Origin of the sequence: Streptomyces sp. NRRL F-5126 (assembly GCF_000721265.1) — a bacterium.
GTDB lineage: Bacteria > Actinomycetota > Actinomycetes > Streptomycetales > Streptomycetaceae > Streptomyces.
The window spans coordinates 163,532-180,805 of sequence record NZ_JOFZ01000006.1 but is presented as its reverse complement, the minus strand read 5'-3'; the positions used below and the strand labels follow the sequence as shown (position 1 = coordinate 180,805).

At 72.2% G+C, this 17,274-nt stretch carries 16 protein-coding genes and 1 pseudogene; 8 read left to right on the top strand and 9 right to left on the bottom strand.

The genetic code is table 11. The features are described 5' to 3' along the window. Positions 1-11: 11 nt before the first annotated feature. Entirely contained in the window at positions 12-1,673 is a 1,662-nt protein-coding gene (locus IH48_RS0113655; RefSeq protein ID WP_030903382.1) for a hypothetical protein, read from the top strand. Positions 1,674-1,694: 21 nt separating this feature from the next. On the opposite strand, the gene IH48_RS0113650 is transcribed toward IH48_RS0113655, so the two are convergent. The 3 genes and pseudogenes from IH48_RS0113650 to IH48_RS0113635 all read right to left on the bottom strand — a co-directional run bounded on the left by IH48_RS0113650 (position 1,695) and on the right by IH48_RS0113635 (position 3,587). Then, on the bottom strand, positions 1,695-1,961 hold the full coding sequence (locus tag IH48_RS0113650; protein ID WP_420705478.1) for a hypothetical protein: 267 nt from the start codon (positions 1,959-1,961) through the stop codon (positions 1,695-1,697). 151 nt (positions 1,962-2,112) lie between these two features. Next, positions 2,113-2,999, bottom strand: a pseudogene (locus IH48_RS34990) (hypothetical protein). Positions 3,000-3,053: 54 nt separating this feature from the next. Then, a complete protein-coding gene (locus IH48_RS0113635) occupies positions 3,054-3,587 on the bottom strand; it encodes an ATP-binding protein (protein ID WP_234434241.1) in 534 nt (177 codons plus the stop codon). A 152-nt stretch (positions 3,588-3,739) separates the two neighbouring features. Between IH48_RS0113635 and IH48_RS0113630 the strand changes: the two genes are divergently transcribed. Genes IH48_RS0113630 through IH48_RS0113620 form a run of 3 tightly spaced genes read left to right on the top strand, consistent with a single transcriptional unit; the run spans position 3,740 to position 5,075 of the window. Further along, positions 3,740-4,615, top strand: a complete 876-nt coding sequence (locus tag IH48_RS0113630) for a helix-turn-helix domain-containing protein (protein WP_030903370.1) — start codon at positions 3,740-3,742, stop codon at positions 4,613-4,615. Beyond that, positions 4,612-4,821, top strand: coding sequence for a DUF397 domain-containing protein (locus IH48_RS0113625; RefSeq protein WP_030903368.1), 210 nt, complete (start codon positions 4,612-4,614; stop codon positions 4,819-4,821). Before IH48_RS0113630 ends, IH48_RS0113625 begins: the two co-directional genes overlap by 4 nt. Before the next feature lie 44 nt (positions 4,822-4,865). Then, positions 4,866-5,075 (top strand): DUF397 domain-containing protein, encoded by a 210-nt coding sequence (locus IH48_RS0113620; RefSeq protein WP_030903367.1) that lies wholly within the window; start codon positions 4,866-4,868, stop codon positions 5,073-5,075. Between the two features lie 25 nt (positions 5,076-5,100). Here the strand turns inward: IH48_RS0113620 and IH48_RS0113615 are convergent, their stop codons facing one another. The 3 genes from IH48_RS0113615 to IH48_RS0113605 all read right to left on the bottom strand — a co-directional run bounded on the left by IH48_RS0113615 (position 5,101) and on the right by IH48_RS0113605 (position 7,778). Continuing rightward, positions 5,101-5,493 carry a hypothetical protein gene (locus IH48_RS0113615; protein ID WP_030903366.1) on the bottom strand — a complete coding sequence of 131 codons (393 nt, stop codon included), beginning with the start codon at positions 5,491-5,493 and terminating at the stop codon, positions 5,101-5,103. A 102-nt stretch (positions 5,494-5,595) separates the two neighbouring features. Beyond that, entirely contained in the window at positions 5,596-6,807 is a 1,212-nt protein-coding gene (locus IH48_RS0113610) for a pyridoxal phosphate-dependent aminotransferase (protein ID WP_030903365.1), read from the bottom strand. A gap of 125 nt (positions 6,808-6,932) precedes the next feature. After that, positions 6,933-7,778: a polysaccharide deacetylase family protein gene (locus tag IH48_RS0113605; RefSeq protein ID WP_078849700.1), complete on the bottom strand. Its 846-nt coding sequence runs from the start codon at positions 7,776-7,778 to the stop codon at positions 6,933-6,935. 293 nt (positions 7,779-8,071) lie between these two features. On the opposite strand from IH48_RS0113605, the gene IH48_RS0113600 reads away from it, so the two are divergent. Further along, positions 8,072-8,662: a hypothetical protein gene (locus tag IH48_RS0113600; RefSeq protein ID WP_158710292.1), complete on the top strand. Its 591-nt coding sequence runs from the start codon at positions 8,072-8,074 to the stop codon at positions 8,660-8,662. A 298-nt stretch (positions 8,663-8,960) separates the two neighbouring features. Here IH48_RS0113600 and IH48_RS0113595 read toward each other — a convergent pair whose 3' ends face one another. From IH48_RS0113595 to IH48_RS0113585, 3 genes are all read right to left on the bottom strand, one after another. Continuing rightward, the gene (locus IH48_RS0113595) at positions 8,961-11,774 is read right to left on the bottom strand and encodes a glycoside hydrolase family 2 protein (protein WP_030903362.1); all 2,814 of its coding nucleotides are present in this window, start codon (positions 11,772-11,774) and stop codon (positions 8,961-8,963) included. 147 nt (positions 11,775-11,921) lie between these two features. Beyond that, the gene (locus IH48_RS0113590) at positions 11,922-13,544 is read right to left on the bottom strand and encodes an N-acyl-D-amino-acid deacylase family protein (RefSeq protein ID WP_030903361.1); all 1,623 of its coding nucleotides are present in this window, start codon (positions 13,542-13,544) and stop codon (positions 11,922-11,924) included. A 10-nt stretch (positions 13,545-13,554) separates the two neighbouring features. After that, positions 13,555-14,889: an alanine racemase gene (locus tag IH48_RS0113585; protein WP_030903360.1), complete on the bottom strand. Its 1,335-nt coding sequence runs from the start codon at positions 14,887-14,889 to the stop codon at positions 13,555-13,557. Positions 14,890-15,039: 150 nt separating this feature from the next. Here IH48_RS0113585 and IH48_RS0113580 point away from each other — a divergent pair, with 150 nt between their 5' ends. The 3 genes from IH48_RS0113580 to IH48_RS0113570 are packed head-to-tail and all read left to right on the top strand — an operon-like array spanning position 15,040 to position 17,224. Beyond that, positions 15,040-16,053: a sugar kinase gene (locus tag IH48_RS0113580; protein ID WP_267885311.1), complete on the top strand. Its 1,014-nt coding sequence runs from the start codon at positions 15,040-15,042 to the stop codon at positions 16,051-16,053. Further along, on the top strand, positions 16,050-16,817 hold the full coding sequence (locus IH48_RS0113575) for an IclR family transcriptional regulator (protein ID WP_030903358.1): 768 nt from the start codon (positions 16,050-16,052) through the stop codon (positions 16,815-16,817). The genes IH48_RS0113580 and IH48_RS0113575 overlap by 4 nt, the downstream gene beginning before the upstream one ends. Beyond that, on the top strand, positions 16,814-17,224 hold the full coding sequence (locus IH48_RS0113570) for a RidA family protein (RefSeq protein ID WP_030903357.1): 411 nt from the start codon (positions 16,814-16,816) through the stop codon (positions 17,222-17,224). Before IH48_RS0113575 ends, IH48_RS0113570 begins: the two co-directional genes overlap by 4 nt. Positions 17,225-17,274: the final 50 nt, after the last annotated feature.

Here is a 17,274-nt window from a genome sequence, read left to right as displayed (position 1 = left end):
GGGCTCGGGCGGTGACGCCGTCGCGAACGTGCCGGGACGTCGGCGGACCCGGGGACCCGGCCGAGGCGCTGCGCTTCCTGCGCGAGGCCCGGACCTCCTCGCGCGCCGACCGGCGGCGCGGTGCGTGGCTCTACCTCTACATCGCGGCCCTGTTCGGCGGCTTCTGGATCGTTCCGGCACTGGTCCGCTGGTCGCACGCGGCGCACGCGGACGGATCGGCTGGTGCGGGCCGCATGCCCGTGCACGCCTCCGAGCTGTCCCTGCTGCTCGCTCCCACGGTCCTCTTCCTCGTGCTGCTCCTCACGGCGCGTGCCGCGATGTGGCGGGGACCCGTGGTGCTGGACCGGGCGGCGACCCAGCTGCTCCTGCCGTCGCGGATCAGCCGCCGTGACCTGCTGTTGCCCCGACTGCGGGCGTCCGCCGCCCTGTCGGCCGCTGTCGGCGTTGTTCTCGGGGCAGTAGCGGGCGTGCTGCTGCAGGAAGTGTCGGACCGTCCATGGGCGCTGCTGACCGTGGCCGGAGCGGCCACCGGCCTCTCCGCCGCGCTGATGGCGTGCGCCCTTGGCGCGCTGGTCGAGCGCGGTGCCGCAGCCCTGACGCGACGAGCCGGCGCGCTCTTCGCCGCCGGGTGGGTCGTGGCCGCGGCGGCGGCCGCGGGAACGCTCCTGTGCCTGCGCGGGTGGGACGGCCACGTGCTCGCACAGGTACTGCTGTGGTCCGGCCCCTGGGGATGGGCCGCCCAGCCACTGCTGTGGGCGATGGGGGCCATGGGCACGCAGGCCGCCGCCGGTTCGGCGCTCGCTCTCGTAGCCCCGGCGCTCGGCCTGCTGCTGGGCGTGCGGGAGCTTCCCCGGATCCCGCAGTCCGCGCTGCGCCTGCGGGCGGCCGTCGAGGCGCGGGTGGGGGACTCCGTGCTCATGCTCGACCTGCGCCAGGCCAGGGCGGGCATACCCGCCTTGCGTGCGCGGCGTTCGTCACCGCTGGCGCGGCTGCCCCCGCCCCGGCACGGGAGCCTGCTGATTCCCTGGCGGGACGCCACCTGTCTCCTGCGCAATCCCCGCAGGCTCGGCTGGGCAGCCGCCTGGACCGCCGTGGCGCTCGGCGCGTCGAGCGGCGCCGGATCGCTCGCCGGGGCGCCGCGCCTGCTCGCCGTCGTCGGCTCCCTCGTGGCGCTCTACCTGGCAGCCGCGCAACTGACCGAGCCGGCGCGCCTGGAGAGCGACGACGTGCGCCGCTCGGCCAACCTGGTGTGGAGCTTCCGTTCGCTGGCGCTTCTGCACGCAGTGGTACCCGTGGCGCTGCTCCTGCCCGCCGCAGCCGCGGGCGCGGCGGCCGTGTGCGCCCTGTCCGCCGCCTCGGCAGGCCTGCTCATCCCCCTCGTCGCGTCCGTCCCCGCGCTCGTCGCGGCCGCGCTGGTGAGTTCGTACCGCGGCGTCATGCCCACGCACCTCACCATCGGCGTGGACACCCCCATGGGCAACACCGGCCCGTGGCAGACCGCCGCGTGGTACGCCCGCGGCCCGCTCGCGGCCATCGCCCTGCTGTCGCCGGTGTGCGAGGTCGCGGCACAGGGCCACGCCTACGCCGTGCCGCAACTGCTGTGGCAGCTGGCGCTGGCGGCTTGCGGCGCATGGTGGGTGCGCCGCACCGCGCATCGGCTGACGGCCGGGTAGCGGCTACCCGCCGCCGGGGCGTCAGCCCTCTTCGCCGAAGATGTCCTCCGCCGTGGCTGCTGTGAGGGCGCGGGCCAGCCACTGGCGGAGGGTCTCGGGGTCGCTGCAGTCGGTGACACGTGTGCGGACATCGTCGGAGACGTCGAGGCCCCGCTGCTCCAGCACGAGCAGGACGTCCTCAGCGCCGCGCTGGGCCGTGCCCTGCGCCCGGCCTTCGTCGCGTCCTTGAGCCCTGCCCTCGTCGCGGATTTCTTCCGAGAGGTACGACGTGTAGAAAGAGAGGTCCATAGTCACGAGTTCCCTCCAGAGGTCTTTTGCCGGCTCGGCGTCGGTGAGCGCGCGTTCCGTAGGGTGTTGTCGTTGTGATGGCGCCGGAGAAAGCCATCGCTATCGGACTCCCGTCGGAAGGTGTGAGGCTGCGGACGCCTCGCCAGAAGCGTCAGTCCTCTTCTTCGAAGATGGCCTCTGCCGTGGGTGCCGTGACGGCGCGGGTCAGCCACTGGCGGAGGGTCTCGGGGTCGTCGCAGTCCATGACGCGTGTGCGGGCGTCGTCGGAGACGTCGAGGCCCCGCTGCTCCAGCACCAGCAGGACGTCCTCAGCGCCGCGCTGGGCCGTGCCCTGCGCCCGGCCTTCGTCGCGGATTTCTTCCGAGAGGTACGACTTGTAGAAAGAGAGGTCCACGGCCACCAGTTTCCTCCAGAGGTCCTTGCCGGGCGCTTGCCCATGCCCTGCGCGGTGAATTCGATGATCGGATCTGCTTCGTCCTCGGGGACGTCTTTGAGAGCGGTGGACAAGGCCCTCAATACGGTACCAATGTCCGGGTTCGCGGCGTGGGTGATCGCTGCCAGGGTGGCGAGCGCCAGGTCGGCGCGGGCCTCCTCTGGATCGGTGATCACCGGCATGTTGTGCGGGCCCGCGACGACGGGCTGCACGGTGAGTGTGGGCAGTCCGGGTGGGCCGCTGGACACGGGCCGCTGGGCCCAGTGTGCGGTGCCGCGGTCCTGGCACACGACCAGCAGCGCGGTCGGCAGCCGGTACTTGCTCCACAGGAACGAGACGTAGTACGCCCAGCTCGCCGGTTTGTCGGCCGCAGGCCGTCCCTGTGCCTCGATGGCCAGCAGGAACGCGCCCTGCTCCGCGGTTTCCAGGCGCAGCAGTGTGTCCACACGGCGTTCCACTGGATTGGTCTCCGTGAGATCCGTCGGCAGCACCGCCACTTTCACCGGAGCGGCTATCGGGATGCCCAGCACACGGGAGACCCGGCTGAAGAGGCCCGGGTCGTGCTGGAAGATCCGGTGCATCGCTTCGTGTGACGACTTGACCATGGTTCCTGTCTCTAACGGGGCGCGTCGAGGGCTGTCGTGGTGAGAGTAAGGCGGTCAGGTGACCGGAAATCCCGATAAGCCGGATTCTTCACTCGCGCGAGCGAGCGTGCGAGGAACGTGCGTGCGCCGGGACTTCGTTCGGTTCCGTCCCCCTGTCGTGTGCACGAGGGGCAGTTCGGCCCAGACCGTCTTTCGAGGGAAAGCGTCGTGCGTGACGCCCCACCGGTGTGCGAGTGCGTCCACGAGGAGCAGGCCGCGCCCTGACTCCGCGTCCGCGCACGGAGGTTGAGCCTCGGGCAGGCTCTCGCCCCGAGTGTCCGTGACCTCGATCCGCAGGACGCCGTCGGCGTGCAGACGGAGGACGAGCCGAAAGTCGCGGCCCGGAACGCGGCCATGGGTGGCCGCGTTCGCAGCCAGCTCGGCCACGATCAGGAGCGCGGGGTCCGACGGGAGTCCCCATTCGCGCAGTTGGACGTCCGTGAGCAGCCGCGCGAGGCGCGCGCCGCGCGGTGTGGACGACAGCTGCACGCTGAGCGATGGGTCGGGGTGGGCCGGTGGGGTGGCGGGTTTCTGGAGCACGTCACTCACCGTGTCTGGCCGTGCCTACGCTGTGAAGGGTTCGGGCCGTTGCGTACGGTGACTGTCGGTTGCTTGTCCGGTGCTGTCCGGACTGTCGGCGCCGCTTCACGGGCAGGGCGCGACGGTACGAGGCGGTGTGGCGCCGGGACGGGAGGACGGGGATGACGGTGGACGGCGGGACGCAGCGGCCCGGGGACGAGGCGGACGGGCCCGGCTGGGAGGTGGACCCGGACGACGACTGGGGTGTCGCTGTGATCGCCACCGTGGGGCGGCAGTTGAGGCTCCGGCGGGAGGCGGCGGGGATGCGGGCCGGGGAGTTCGGGGTGGCGACCGGGTACGGCGAGGACCTGGTCTACAAGATCGAGGGCGGCAAGCGGATCCCCCGTCCCGAGTACCTGGACAAGGCCGACGAGGTGCTCGCGGCGGGCGGCCTGCTGGCGGCGATGAAGGAGGACGTCGCCAAGGTCCGGTACCCGAAGAAGGTGCGGGATCTGGCCCGTTCCGAGGCGCAAGCAGTAGAGCTGCAGCTCTACGATCCGCTGAACGTGCACGGTCTGCTGCAGACCCAGGAGTATGCGCGGGGGCTGCTCAGGATGCGGCGCCCGGCTTACGCCGAGGAGGAGATCGAGCGGTTCGCCTCGGCGCGCATGGCGCGCAAGGCCGTCTTCGAGCGGTGCCCGGCGCCGGAACTCAGCTTCGTGCTGGAGGAGTGGACGCTGCGGCGCCCGCTTGGCGGTAGGCCACTGCTGCGGGGACAGCTCGAAAAGCTGCTGGAGATCGGGCACTTGCGGAACGTCGAGCTTCAGGTGATGCCGATGGATCGCGAGGAGCACGCGGGAGTGGCGGGCGGCATCGAGATCCTGAAGTTCGAGACCGGGGCGGCTGTTGGCCGTTCGCCCGCGGTGGCCGGCGGGCGAACGGTCACCGAGCCGAGGCAGCTCCGTATTCTGGAGTTGCGGTATGGCATCATCCGGGCCCAGGCTCTCACGCCTCGTGAGTCGAAGGCCTTCATCGAGCGATTGCTGGGGGAGACATGAGTCGCGACACCTCTGCCGGAGATGCCTTCGACCTCCTGTGGTTCAAGAGCAGCCACAGCAGCAGCAGCGAGGGCGACTCGTGTGTCGAGATAGCCGCCGCCCCCGGGGCGGTCCACGTCCGGGACTCCAAGGACGCCGACGGCGCACGGCTCGCCCTCGCGTCCGGTGCCTGGGCCCGCTTCGTGGCGCATGTGTCTCGCGGCTGACGCGTGTCGCGGGCCGCCCTCATCGAGCGACCGCTTGGAGAACTATGAGCCGCATCTCGACGACCTTGAACCGCCACGCCTTTTCCTGGCTCAGAAGCAGCTACAGCAGCAGCGGCGACGGCAACGACTGCGTCGAGATAGCCGCCGCCCCGGGGGCGGTCCACGTGCGGGACTCCAAGGACGTGGCGGGCGCACACCTCGCGCTCGCGCCCCGCGCCTGGGCGCGGTTCGTCGCGCACGCGGCGCAGCGCTGAGCGCTGATCCGTCCGCGCGAGCGGATCAGTGCGACGTCGCGAGGCGCGCCTCGCTCATGGCGGCCCGGTGGGCGTCGAGGCGCTCCGTCAGCAGGCGGCTCGCCGCCGTGTCGCCGCGGGACTCCGCGACGACCAGCGCGCGGGCGGCCGCCGCGGCCGCGCGGCGGTGCAGGTCGGGGCGGTGCGACGAGGTGTCGTCCGCCGCCGCGCGGACGGGCGCGGCGCCCCGCAGCCGGACGATCTCCCGCAGGACGTGGTCCGCGGCCTCGTCGAGGCCGAGCTCGTCCGTCACCGTGAGGAGGGCCGTCAGGTAGCCGGCGAGCTGGCTGTCCAGCTCCTCCTCGCGGCTGCGGTGGGGGACGTCGGGGCGCGGGCCGGCCATCGAGTGGACCGACTTCGTGCGGATCGGCTCGTACATGGTGGCCTCCTGGCATGGTCAGGAAACCATCCTACATTGGAATCAGTCTAAAGTTGAGTGGTATCGCGTGACGAGGGCCATGCAGCGCCCTCGGCGTCGGCCTCAGTGCTGTGAGTAGCCGTCCAGGAACGTCCCGATGCGTGTCACGGCCTCCGCGAGGTCCGACGCGGGCGGCAGTGTCACGATGCGGAAGTGATCCGGCTCCGGCCAGTTGAAGCCCGTGCCGTGCACCACCATGATCTTCTCGGCCCGCAGCAGGTCGAGCACCATCTCCCGGTCGTCCTTGATCTTGTAGACCGCCGGGTCGAGCCGCGGGAACAGGTAGAGCGCCCCCTTCGGCTTGACGCACGTCACCCCCGGGATCTGCGTCAGCAGCTCGTACGCCGTGTCCCGCTGCTCCCTGATCCGGCCGCCCGGCAGCACCAGGTCGTCGATCGTCTGCCGGCCGCCGAGCGCCGCGGCCACCGCGTACTGCGACGGCATGTTCGCGCACAGCCGCATGTTCGCGAGGATCGTCAGTCCCTCGATGTAGGAGGTGGCGTGGCCCTTGGGGCCGCAGACGGCCAGCCAGCCCGAGCGGAAACCCGCCACCCGGTAGTTCTTGGACAGGCCGTTGAACGTCAGCGTCAGCAGGTCCGGCGCCACGGCGGCGGTCGCGGTGTGGGTGGCGCCGTCGTAGAGGATCCGGTCGTAGATCTCGTCCGAGCAGACGACCAGGCGGTGGCGGCGGGCGATGTCGGTCAGGGCGGTCAGCATCTCGGTGCCGTAGACCGCGCCGGTGGGGTTGTTCGGGTTGATGATCACGATCGCCTTGGTGCGGTCGGTGATCTTCCGCTCGATGTCCGCGAGGTCGGGCTGCCAGTCGGCCTGCTCGTCGCACCGGTAGTGCACCGCCGTGCCGCCCGCGAGGGACACGGACGCAGTCCACAGCGGGTAGTCGGGCGCGGGCACGAGCACCTCGTCGCCGTCGTCGAGCAGCGCCTGCATGGACATCTGGATCAGCTCGGACACGCCGTTGCCGAGGTAGATGTCCTCCACGCCGACGTGGACGCCCTTGGTCTGGTAGTGCTGCATCACGGCGCGGCGCGCCGACAGCAGCCCCTTCGCGTCGCCGTACCCGTGGGCCGTGGCGAGGTTGCGGAGCATGTCCTCGAGGATCTCCGGGGGGCACTCGAAACCGAATGCCGCCGGGTTGCCCGTGTTGAGCTTGAGGATGCGGTGGCCCGCCGCCTCCAGGCGCATCGCCTCGTCGAGAACCGGGCCACGGATCTCGTAACAGACGTTGGCGAGCTTGGTCGACTGGATCACCTGCATGCCGGCAACTTTACGGGCGACTGCCGGATGCCGCGCCGTGGTTTTCCCCACGTTCGGCCGGTCGTGGGACGGCGGTCGGTGGGACGGCGGTCGGTGGGACGGCGCCGGCCGCCGTCCCCCTTCCGTCAGCGCACCGGGAAGCTGAAGCTGTGGCCGTGCGCGCGCAGCCACGGCAGCAGGGCCTCCAACGCCTCAACAGTCTGGTGCCGGTCGCCGCCACCGTCGTGGAAGAGGATCGTCGGTCCGTTGGGCAGCTCGTCCTTGACCGTCGCCTCGATGGCCGGGACGCCGGGCCGCTCCCAGTCCTTCGCGTCGACGTTCCAGCCCAGCGGCCGCAGCCCGGCCGCGGCGGCGATCTGCCTGCTGTACGGGGTGAAGGCGCCGCCCGGCGCGCGGTAGTAGAGCGGACGTACGCCGCCGGACGCGCGCGTTATCTGGTCGGCGGCCGCGAGTATCTCGTGCTTCTGGTAGGCGCGGCTCTTGTGGTCCATGGTCTCGTCGTGGTGCACGGTGTGGTCGCACAGCCGGTGCCCGGCCGCGACGACGGCCTTCACCAGGTCGGGGTGGGCGGCGGCCTGTGGCCCGATCATGCAGAACGTCGCCTTGACGTGGTTGTCCGCCAGCGCTTCGAGCACCTTCGGCGTCCAGGTCGGGTCGGGGCCGTCGTCGATGGTGATGTTGACGGCCTTGCCGCCGTTCAGCGCCGCGTGCGCGATGTCCATCGACACGACGGGCGGCGGCAGCGCGGGGTCCGGCGTGGACGTCTCCTGCGGCAGCGGGGTGTGCGAGGGGGACGGGTGGTGCGCCGGCGCGGACGGCCTGTGGTGCCCGCCGGGATCCTTGCCGTCGGCGCCCGCGCCCGCCCGCACGTGGTCGGCCCCGCACCCGGCGAGCAGCACGGCGAACGCCGCGACGGCCGCCGCCGGGCCCGCGGCGCCCCGCCGCGGTATTCGCCCGCGCGCCGCCCCCATACCCCGCCGGCCCCTCGCGGCCCACTGCCCCCACGCGCCCCGCTGCCTCATCCTGTCCCAGCTCCCCACCCGGTCCCGCCCCGTCAACGTGTCAAGGAGGGAGACGAGCGAACGGCCGCTGGGGATCCGTCGCGCACAGGAATCCCACAAGGATGTGCGACGATATGCGACGCGAATCTGGCATACGGGCGATTACGGGACGGCGGTGGCGCCCAGGGACACACTCGCTGTCACCATGACGGCGCGGCTCGGGCAGGATGGCGGTGGGGACGGGGACGGGGGATGGGGGCGCGATGATCGGCATCGGGCGGGCCGCACCGCTGCGGACGTCGGAGGACGACAGTGGCGCGGTGACTCGCAGGGACCAGGCTCTGACGGCGGTGCTGGCGCTCGCTTTGGAGGCGTTGATCGCGGGGGCGGTGGGCACGTTCGTCCGGGTGGCCGAGGTGAATGTGGACTCGGGCGCCTACGCCTCGCTCATTGTCCTCGCTGTGGTGTTGTTCCCCTTCACGTTCGTCGGGCTGTGCCTCGTCGCGTGGTGCATCGTGGTGCCGCTCGTCGGTCTGGTGGGGCAGCTCGCGCGGCGCAGGACCGGCCGGTTCGGTGGCTGGTGGGTTCCCGGGTTCGCCGTGGCGACGGGCTGTGCGACGGGGGTCGGTTGCGTGCTGTCAGGGGCCGGGCCCGCGACGGCCGGTTGGACGGCCCTCGCCGTCGCGGGGGCGCTCACGGGCACGGGTGTGCCGGTGTGGTGGACCTGCCGGGACGAAGACCCTGTGCCTGTGCGTGACGCCAGGGAGCGGTTGTGGCTCTCCGGCGGTCTGGGTTTCGTAGCCGTGATCGGGGTCGGCGTACTGCTGTCCACCGTCGGCCCGTTCGACGTCTGACGGCCACCGGTGCTGACCGCCCGGTCCCAGGTCGCCTACACCTGGACGGACGGTCACGGCGGTCGGCCTGCACCATGGCGCGGAGGATGACGCCGACGGGCTCGACCTGGGCCGGGCCGCACCGCGCCGCCTCGTGACGCTCGAACCAGTGGTACGCCCACGGCGCCGCCCGCGTTCCCCAGCTCTACATCCACGTCGACGACCCGGACACCGGGGCGATCTACGCCCTGACGAAGCAGCGCTGATCGCATCCCGGTTCCGGTCGCTGCGTTCCGGTCGACCCACGGTCGACCCGCGGCTACCCTCCGAACGTCTTCGTCGGCGGATGGACCGACAGCGCCTCCTGGTTGAAGGTGACGGCCACGCCGTGGCCCCGCAGACGCGAGGCGCGCTGGTCGATGCCCCAGCTGTCGACGCGCACCCCGATGTCCTTGCGCTTGCGTGCCTGGTCGGCGTCCAGCCGGACCCGGACCGTGCTCGACTCGCCGTCGACCAGGTTCAGGTAGTTGTCGTCGAACGTCGCCGGCAGGATGCGCTCGCCCGTGCGCGTGTCGTACACCTGGAGGTGCACCATCAGCGCCACGGCCCTGCCGATGTTCTCGACCTCCACCGCCAGCTCCAGGCCGTCCCGCCCGTGCTTCGCGTCGGCCACGACCGAAAGCGCTGCCGGGGCCATCTCGTTCAGGCTCAGGAACCCCGCGGCCCGGGCGGGATTCTCGACCCAGTAAAAATTGCGGACCCGTTCGGCGCCGTGCGCCTGCCTGAACGAGAGCCGGACGAAGGCGACGTCGGACGGCGCGCTCTTCAGCCGCGTGGCGAGGTTGCCGATCACGGTGTGGTCGGACGGCGCCGCCCCGCCGACGCGCAAGGACGTACGGCCGAACGCCTTCCCGTCCAGGTCGTGGAGCGTGACGTCGACGGTTCCCCGCACGGCGGCTCCCGTGTGGTTGGCCACCACCACGTCGTACGTCTGGCTGTCGAGGATCACGTTGACCCGCCGGCACGCGTGCTGCACCGCGTAGAACGACGAGTGCGCCTCCAGGTCGTGGGTGTACATCTGCCACACGAAGCTCGGCTGTGCGGGGTTGGTCATCCACATGATGACGCCGGTGCGCGGGTACGGCTTGCCCGGTGCGGCGCTCTCCATGTTCGCGGCGGACGCCTCGTAGATCGCCTTGATGCACTCGTAGTTCATCAGCTGGGACTTGCGGGCGAAGTCCGGGAGGTTCTGCAGCTCGCCGTAGCGCTGGGCGGTGAGCCGGAGATACCCCGCGCCGCCGCCGTTGCCGCCGTTGCCGTTGACGTCCCGGTCGGCCCAGGAGTCGTCCGGGTGTTCCCACGACGCCTCGGGGATCATCTTCCGGATGAATTCCAGCGTCGGTATCGAGTACGAGCCGATCTCGTTGTGGAACGGCGGCCAGTGCGTGCCGTCCGCGAGGCCGAAGTGGGTGCTGGGGGTGACCCAGTGGTACGGCCCTCCGGAGCTGTAGCCGCCGATGGCGTTCTTGCCGGTGTCGCCGGCCGAGCTGGTCAGCGAGGCGCGCTTGGGGTCGAGCTCGGCGACCAGCGCGTCGAGGCCGTCGACGAGCGGCTGCGGCGGCGGGCCCTCGTTGCCGCCGCACCACAGCAGGATCGAGGGGTGGTTGCGGAACCGCACGATGCAGTCGCGGATGTTGTCCAGGTCGCGGGCGGTGTTCCCCGGCGGAGGACCCTCGGTCGAGCAGAAGAAGTCCTGCCAGACGAGGATGCCGAACTCGTCGCACGCCTCGTAGAAGTCCTCGGTGCTGCTCTGGCCGTTCCAGTTGCGGATCAGGTTGAGGTTCGCGTCGCGGTGCAGCCGCACCTGTGCACGCAGCCGCTGCTTCGGGATGCGCTTGAGCGCCTCGTCCAGGCCCCAGTTGCCGCCCATCACCAGGATCGGCAGGTTGTTGACGGTGATCGCCAGGCAGTCGACCGGCGTGCCGTCCTGTGACTGGATCGGCTTGGTGTATTCGATCCGCCGGACGCCGAAGTCGAGCGTGCGCTCGTCGTGGACCCGGCCTGAGGACTCGACGCCTATCGTGAGCCGGTAGCGGTGCGGGTCGCCGTAGCCGTTGGGCCACCACAGCTTCGGGCGGTGCAGCCTCAGGCAGGCGATGTCCTTCGGCGTCACCGTGATCGAGCCGGCGCCCGCGGGCACGGTCACGGTGTGCTCGAACTCGTGGCCGTCGAGGGAGCCCCTGAGCACCACGGATCTCGACTCGCCGAGCGCGCTGTCGAGAGCGAGGTCGATGGTGATGTCGGCCGTGCTCAGATCGTCGGAGAGCGTGGGGTCGACACGCACGTCGGTCAGCCTGATCGGGCCCGTCGTCGACCAGGTGACCGGCTGCCAGATGCCCAGGTCGCGGTCGGGGATGGTGGGCAGCCAGTCCCAGCCGGCCGTGCAGAAGAAGGTCGGGCCGTTCTTCAGCGTGATCCCGGTCTTGCCGCCGTTGCGCCCGCCGCGGGTCACACCGCTGGCGTAGCTCGGCAGTGACGGGGGATCGGTGTAGTCCAGCTTGCCCACCAGCACCGCGAGGTGCGCGGTGCCGTCCGCCTTCGCGACGATGTCCGTGACGTCGAAGTCGCCGCGCTTGAAGGCACCCTCGACGGTGCCCACCCGGGTGCCGTCGAGCCAGATGGTCCCGAGGTAGTTGATGCCCTCGAAGTGCAGCCAGAACCGCTGGCCCGGAATCAGCCTCGGAACGGGGAAGGCGACCCGGTACCAGTAATCGGTGTCCTTGAGGGTGTCGGGGACGGTGTCGGTCACGATGTGGCCGTACAGCGGATCGGGGTACTCGCCATTGGCGATCATGCTCGTGAGCGGCGTCCCCGGCACGACGGCCGGCTTCATGCCGGCGACGGGCCGCGAGCTTGCCAGCCGGGCGCCGGGCACGGTCGTACCGTCGGCCGCGGTGAAGGTCCAGCCGCTGTTTATGCCGTGGCCGTCGATGTGGAGGGGAAGCCGGCGGGTGCTCGCGGCGCCGCCGGGAGAGGCTTCGGCGATGCCGGACTCCCCGAGCGTGCCGAGAAGGCCGCCGCCGGCGATGGCGATCCCGCTGGACAGGAAGAGCCTGCGATTCAACTGGGTCACGTTGCTCCTGACGCCTGATGTGACAACGTTGTCAGTAACAGATGGACGCTAGGGTCTCGTTGACCGATGGTCAAGGGGGCGTGCACCGGGAGAGCGCACCGGGGCGATCCGCGCCCGGCAAGGCGGCGCCGAGTCGCTCGCTCGCCCTCACACCGCCGCGCGGCGTACCGAGCGCCCCGCGAGCACGTCCGTGCGGTGGCCGTCCGAGATGGTGAACCGCCCGTCGATCAGCACGTACGGGATGCCCGCGGGCAGCGTGCGCGGGGCGTCGAACGTGGAGCCCGCGGCGACCGTGGCCGGGTCGAAGAGCACCAGGTCGGCGCGGTACCCCTCGCGTACGAGCCCGCGGTCCGCCAGGCGCAGGCGGGCGGCAGGGCGCGACGTCAGGTGTGCCACGCACTCCTCCAGCGACAGGACGCCCAACTCCCTCACGTACTCGCCGAGGTAGCGCGGGAACGTGCCGTACGCGCGCGGGTGCGGCTTGTCGCCGCGCAGGATGCCGTCGCTGCCGCCGGTGTGCACCCGGTGGCGCATGATGGCGCGGACGTTCTCCTCGTGGCCCACGTGCTGGAGGATCGACGGCGCGAGCCGGTCGGCGGTGAGCAGCCGAAGCGCCGTCGTCCACGGCTCCTCGCCCGCCGCGCGCGCCGACGCCGCCACCGTACTGCCGACGTACCCGGCGAGCGCCGGATCGCCCACCCCGGAGATCTCGATCGAGTCCCAGTCGATGGGCACGCCGTGGCAGCCGTCGGAGCCCGTGACCTCCAGGTCGTGGCGGATGCGCGCCGCTGCCTCCGGGTGCCGCAGGCGGGCGAGTGTGGCATCGGGGCCGCCCTCGTTCGCCCAGCTCGGCAGCATCGCGGCCAGCGTCGTGGCGCCCGGTGTGTACGGGTAGGTGTCGAGGGAGATGTCGGCGCCGTCCGCCAGCGCCCGGTCGAGCAGGGCGAGGAGTTCGGGCGCTCGGCCCTCGTTCTCCGGGAAGTTCATGGTGGCGTGCGCGAGGTGCAGGGCGCAGCCCGCGTCGCGTGACAGTGTCACCATCTCCGCGTACGCGTTCAGCGCGCCGGCGCCGTAACTGCGGTGGTGGGGGCAGTAGTAGCCGCCGTACTCGGCCACCACGCGGCACAGCGCGGTGAGTTCCGCGTCGTCCGCGTACATCCCCGGCGTGTAGGTGAGCCCCGACGACATGCCGACGGCGCCCTGGGCGAGCCCCTCGGCGACGAGCCGCCGCATGTGGTCGAGCTCGGCCGCCGTCGCGGGGCGGTCGTCCCAGCCGGCGGCGAGCATCCGCACCGAGCCCTGCGGCACCAGGTACGCCGCGTTCACCGCCGTGCCCTGCCCGCCGAACGCGGTGTCGATGCGGTCCAGGTAGCCGCCGACCGTCCGCCAGTCGAAGTCGACGGACGTGTCGCCGGGGCCGCCGCCGTTCCATCCCGCGATGGTGCGGCGGATCTCGCCGAGCGTCCGGTCGTCGCACGGCGCGTACGAGATGCCGTCCTGGCCGACGACTTCGAGCGTCACGCCCTGGGCCGCCTTCGCGGTGTGCTCGGGGTCGCGCAGCAGCGCCAGGTCGCTGTGTGCGTGCATGTCGATGAAGCCGGGGGACAGCGCGAGCCCGCCCGCGTCGAGGACGCGGGCGCCGGACGGCCGGCGCCCGGCGCCCTCGCGGGTGATGGCGGCGATCCGGCCGCCGTCGATGCCCACGTCGGCGCGGTACGACGCGCCGCCCGAGCCGTCGACGACGAGGGCGTCACGGATGACGAGGTCCACGCCGCACCCCTCAGAAGAACGTGCGGACGAGGTCCGTGACCGTGCCGTCCGCCGTGACGACCGGGATCAGCTGCCACTTGTCGAACGACGTGCACGGGTGCGACAGCCCCATGCCGACCCAGTCGCCCACCTCCAGGTCGGCGCCGGGCGCCGTCGTCAGCCAGCCGTGCTGGTCGGACAGGCGGCTGACCGCGATGCCGTCGGCCGCACGCACCTCGCCCGTCCGCGCGTCCCGCACGACCTGCGCCTCCGGCAGGTCCAGGTCGTACGCGGCGTCACGCTTGCCCGCGTTGACGAACGCCTGCTCCGCGGTCGGGCGGGAGACGACCTGGGCCCACAGCCGGAACGCGGGCTCCAGGGCGCCCTCCTCGGGCACCCGGTTGAACGGGGTGAGGTGGCGGTAGTGGCCGTCGTCGTGCGACACGTACGCGCCGGAGCGCAGCAGCTTCAGCGGCTTCGCGGACAGCTGGGGGATGTCCGCGAACACGTCGGCGACCGCGTCGAACCAGGCGCTGCCGCCCGCGCTGATCACGATGTCGCCGGCGCCCGAGTCCGCGCCGGAGTCCGCGTCCGTGCCCGTATTCGCGCCCGCGTCCGCGAACCGGCCGTCCGCGTCGAACGCCGCCGCGAGGGCGACGAGGCGGCGCAGGTAGGCGCGCACCCGCTCGCCGTCCGCGTCCGGCACCTCGCCCTCGTACCCGGCGACCCCGGCGAGCCGCAGTGTCGCCGCGGCGGCGACCGCGTCCGCGACCGCCGCGCAGTCCGCCTCGGTGCGCGCGCCGGTGCGCGCGCCCTCGCCCGCGCCGAGCTCCACGACGACGTCGACCCGGCGCCGGGCGCCCGCCGCGCGCAGCGCCTCGTCCATCAGCTCGACGCCGCGCACCGAGTCGACGTAGCAGATGAAGCGGAAGCCGGGGTCCGCGTCCAGCTCGGCGGCCAGCCAGCGCAGCGCGGACGCGTCGACGAGCTCGTTCGCCAGGAAGATCCGCTGGATGCCGAAGGCCCGGTAGACCCGCACCTGGTGCGGCACGGCGGCGGTGATGCCCCACGCGCCGTGGGCCTGCTGGCGCGCGAAGAGCTGCGGCGCCATCGACGTCTTGCCGTGCGGGGCGAAGTCGAGGCCGTGGCGTGTGGTGTACGTCTCCAGGAGCGCGAGGTTGTGCTCAAGGCGCTCGGCCGACAGGGCGAGCACGGGCGTGGTGAAGCCGCCGGTGAACAGCGAGCGCCGCTGGGCCGCGAGATCGCCGACGGTCAGCCCCTGCGCGTCGGGCGGCAGGCCCTTGAACCGGTGGTCGACACGGACGCCGGCGAGGCCGGCGACGGCCTCCTCGGTGGACAGGCCCATGGGTGCGCTCCCGCGTGTTGAGTCAGTCGCGTTGCATGTTCAGTCACGTTGCATGTACTGCAACGGTCGTTGCGTATGACGCTCATCGTTGTCTAACATCCGAGCCGACACCGGGTCAATCGGACCGGGTCGATCGGGAGGAGCCGGCGAGTGACCGAGGTTGTGTGCCTGGGCGAGTCCATGGTCACGTTCGTGCCGTCGCGGCCCGGCCGCCTCGCCGACGTGCCGTCCTTCGCCCGCACGATCGGCGGCGCCGAGTCCAACGTGGCCTGCGCGCTGGCGGCGGCGGGCCACGCCGTGAAGTGGGTCAGCCGCGTCGGCGCCGACGGCTTCGGCGACCACCTGGTCGAGGCGATAGCCGCGTACGGCGTCGACACGTCGGCCGTCCGGCGCGACCCCGCGCGCCCCACCGGCATCTACTTCCGCACCGCGAACGACCGCGCGACCACCGCCCACGAGGTGGCCTACTACCGCGCCGGCTCCGCGGCCTCCGCCATGTCGGCCGCGAATCTGCCCCTCGGCACGCTCGACGACTGCCGCGTCCTGCACCTGTCCGGCATCACCGCCGCGCTCTCGCCCGACTGCCTCGCCCTCCTGGAGACGCTCACCGCGCCGCGCCCCGGCCGCCCGCTCGTCTCGTTCGACGTGAACCACCGGCCGCGGCTGTGGCGCGACGCCGCGGGGCCGCGCGCCCTGCTCGACCTCGCGCGCGGCGCAGACCTCGTCTTCGTCGGCGAGGACGAGGCGGCCGAGGCGTGGGACGTGCACGGCGCGGACGCGATCAGGGCCGCCCTGCCCGAACCGGAGACGCTCGTGGTCAAGCGCGGCCCGGCCGGCGCGACGCTGTTCACCGGCGGCACGTCGGTGACCGTGCCCGCGCTGCGCGTCGACGTGGTCGCGCCCGTCGGGGCGGGCGACGCCTTCGCGGCGGGCGTCCTGTCGGCGACCCTGCGCGGCCTTGAGCCTGCCGAGCGCCTGCGCCACGGGCACCTGGCGGCGGCCGCCGTGCTCACGGTCGAGGCGGACGTGTGCGCGCCGCCCCGCCGCGCCGCCGCGGACCGCATGGCGGCGCTCGACGCGGCGGCCTGGGCGGCGCTCAGGCTCGCCCCCGGCTGGACGGACACGGCGGACCCGCAGGACACCGCGAAGGCGGTCGCGGGATGAGCCAGACCGTCGACCGCGCCCTCAGCATCCTGCCGCTGCTCGCACGCGGCCCCGCCGACCTCGGCACCGTCGCCGCCGAACTGGACGTGCACAAGTCCACGGCGCTGCGCCTGCTGCGCACGCTGCACGAGCACGGCCTCGTGCACCGCCAGCGCGACCAGCGCTACCGCCTCGGGGCCAGGCTGTTCACGCTCGCCCAGGAGGCCGTCGCCAACCTCGACGTGCGCGAGGTGGCGCACGCACACCTGATGGCGCTCAACGAGAGCTGCGGGCACACCGTGCACCTGGCGGTGTACGAGGAGCGCGAGGTGCTCTACATCGACAAGGTCGAGAGCCGCTACCCCGTCCGCATGTACTCGCGGGTCGGGAAGCCGGTCCCCATCACCGTCGCCGCCGTCGCGAAACTTCTCCTCGCCGACCTGCCGGAGGCCGAGCGGCGCGCGCTCGCCGAACGCCTCGACTACCCCCAGTACACGCCCCGTTCGACGCCGGACGCCGCCGCGTTCCTGAGGGAGCTGGCCACCGTGCGCGAGCAGGGCTGGGCCACCGACCTCGGCGGCCACGAGGAGTCCATCAACTGCGTCGGAGCCCCCATCAAGGGCCCCGACGGGCGCGTCGTCGCGGCGATGTCGGTGTCCGCACCGAACGTCGTCGTGACCGCGGAGGAACTCCTGACCCTGCTGCCCCACGTGCGCCGCACGGCGGACGCGATCAGCAGGGAGTACGCAGGCACCACACCACCCAAGGAAGCAGCCACAGGATGAGCGACAAGACCGCGCTGACCCCCGCCACCCACACCGAGCCGCCGGCGAAGTTCTCGCACGGCGTGCGCAAGGGCAACATCCTCCAGGTCGCGGGCCAGGTCGGCTTCCTGCCGGCCGTGCCGGGGCAGCCGCCGACGCCCGCGGGCCCGACCCTGCGCGAGCAGACGCTCCAGACCCTCGCCAACGTCAAGGCCATCCTGGAGGAGGGCGGCGCGAGCTGGGACGACGTGATGATGATGCGCGTCTACCTGACGGACGTGGACCACTTCGCGGAGATGAACGAGATCTACAACGCCTACTTCGGCGAGCAGAACCTCCAGGCCCCGCCCGCCGCCCGCACGACCGTGTACGTGGGGCTGCCGCCCGGTCTGCTGATCGAGGTCGACGCGCTGGCCGTGCTGGGCTGAGGCGACAGCCGCTGAGTCGACAGCCCGCGGGGCGCCGGCTCCCGGGGCCG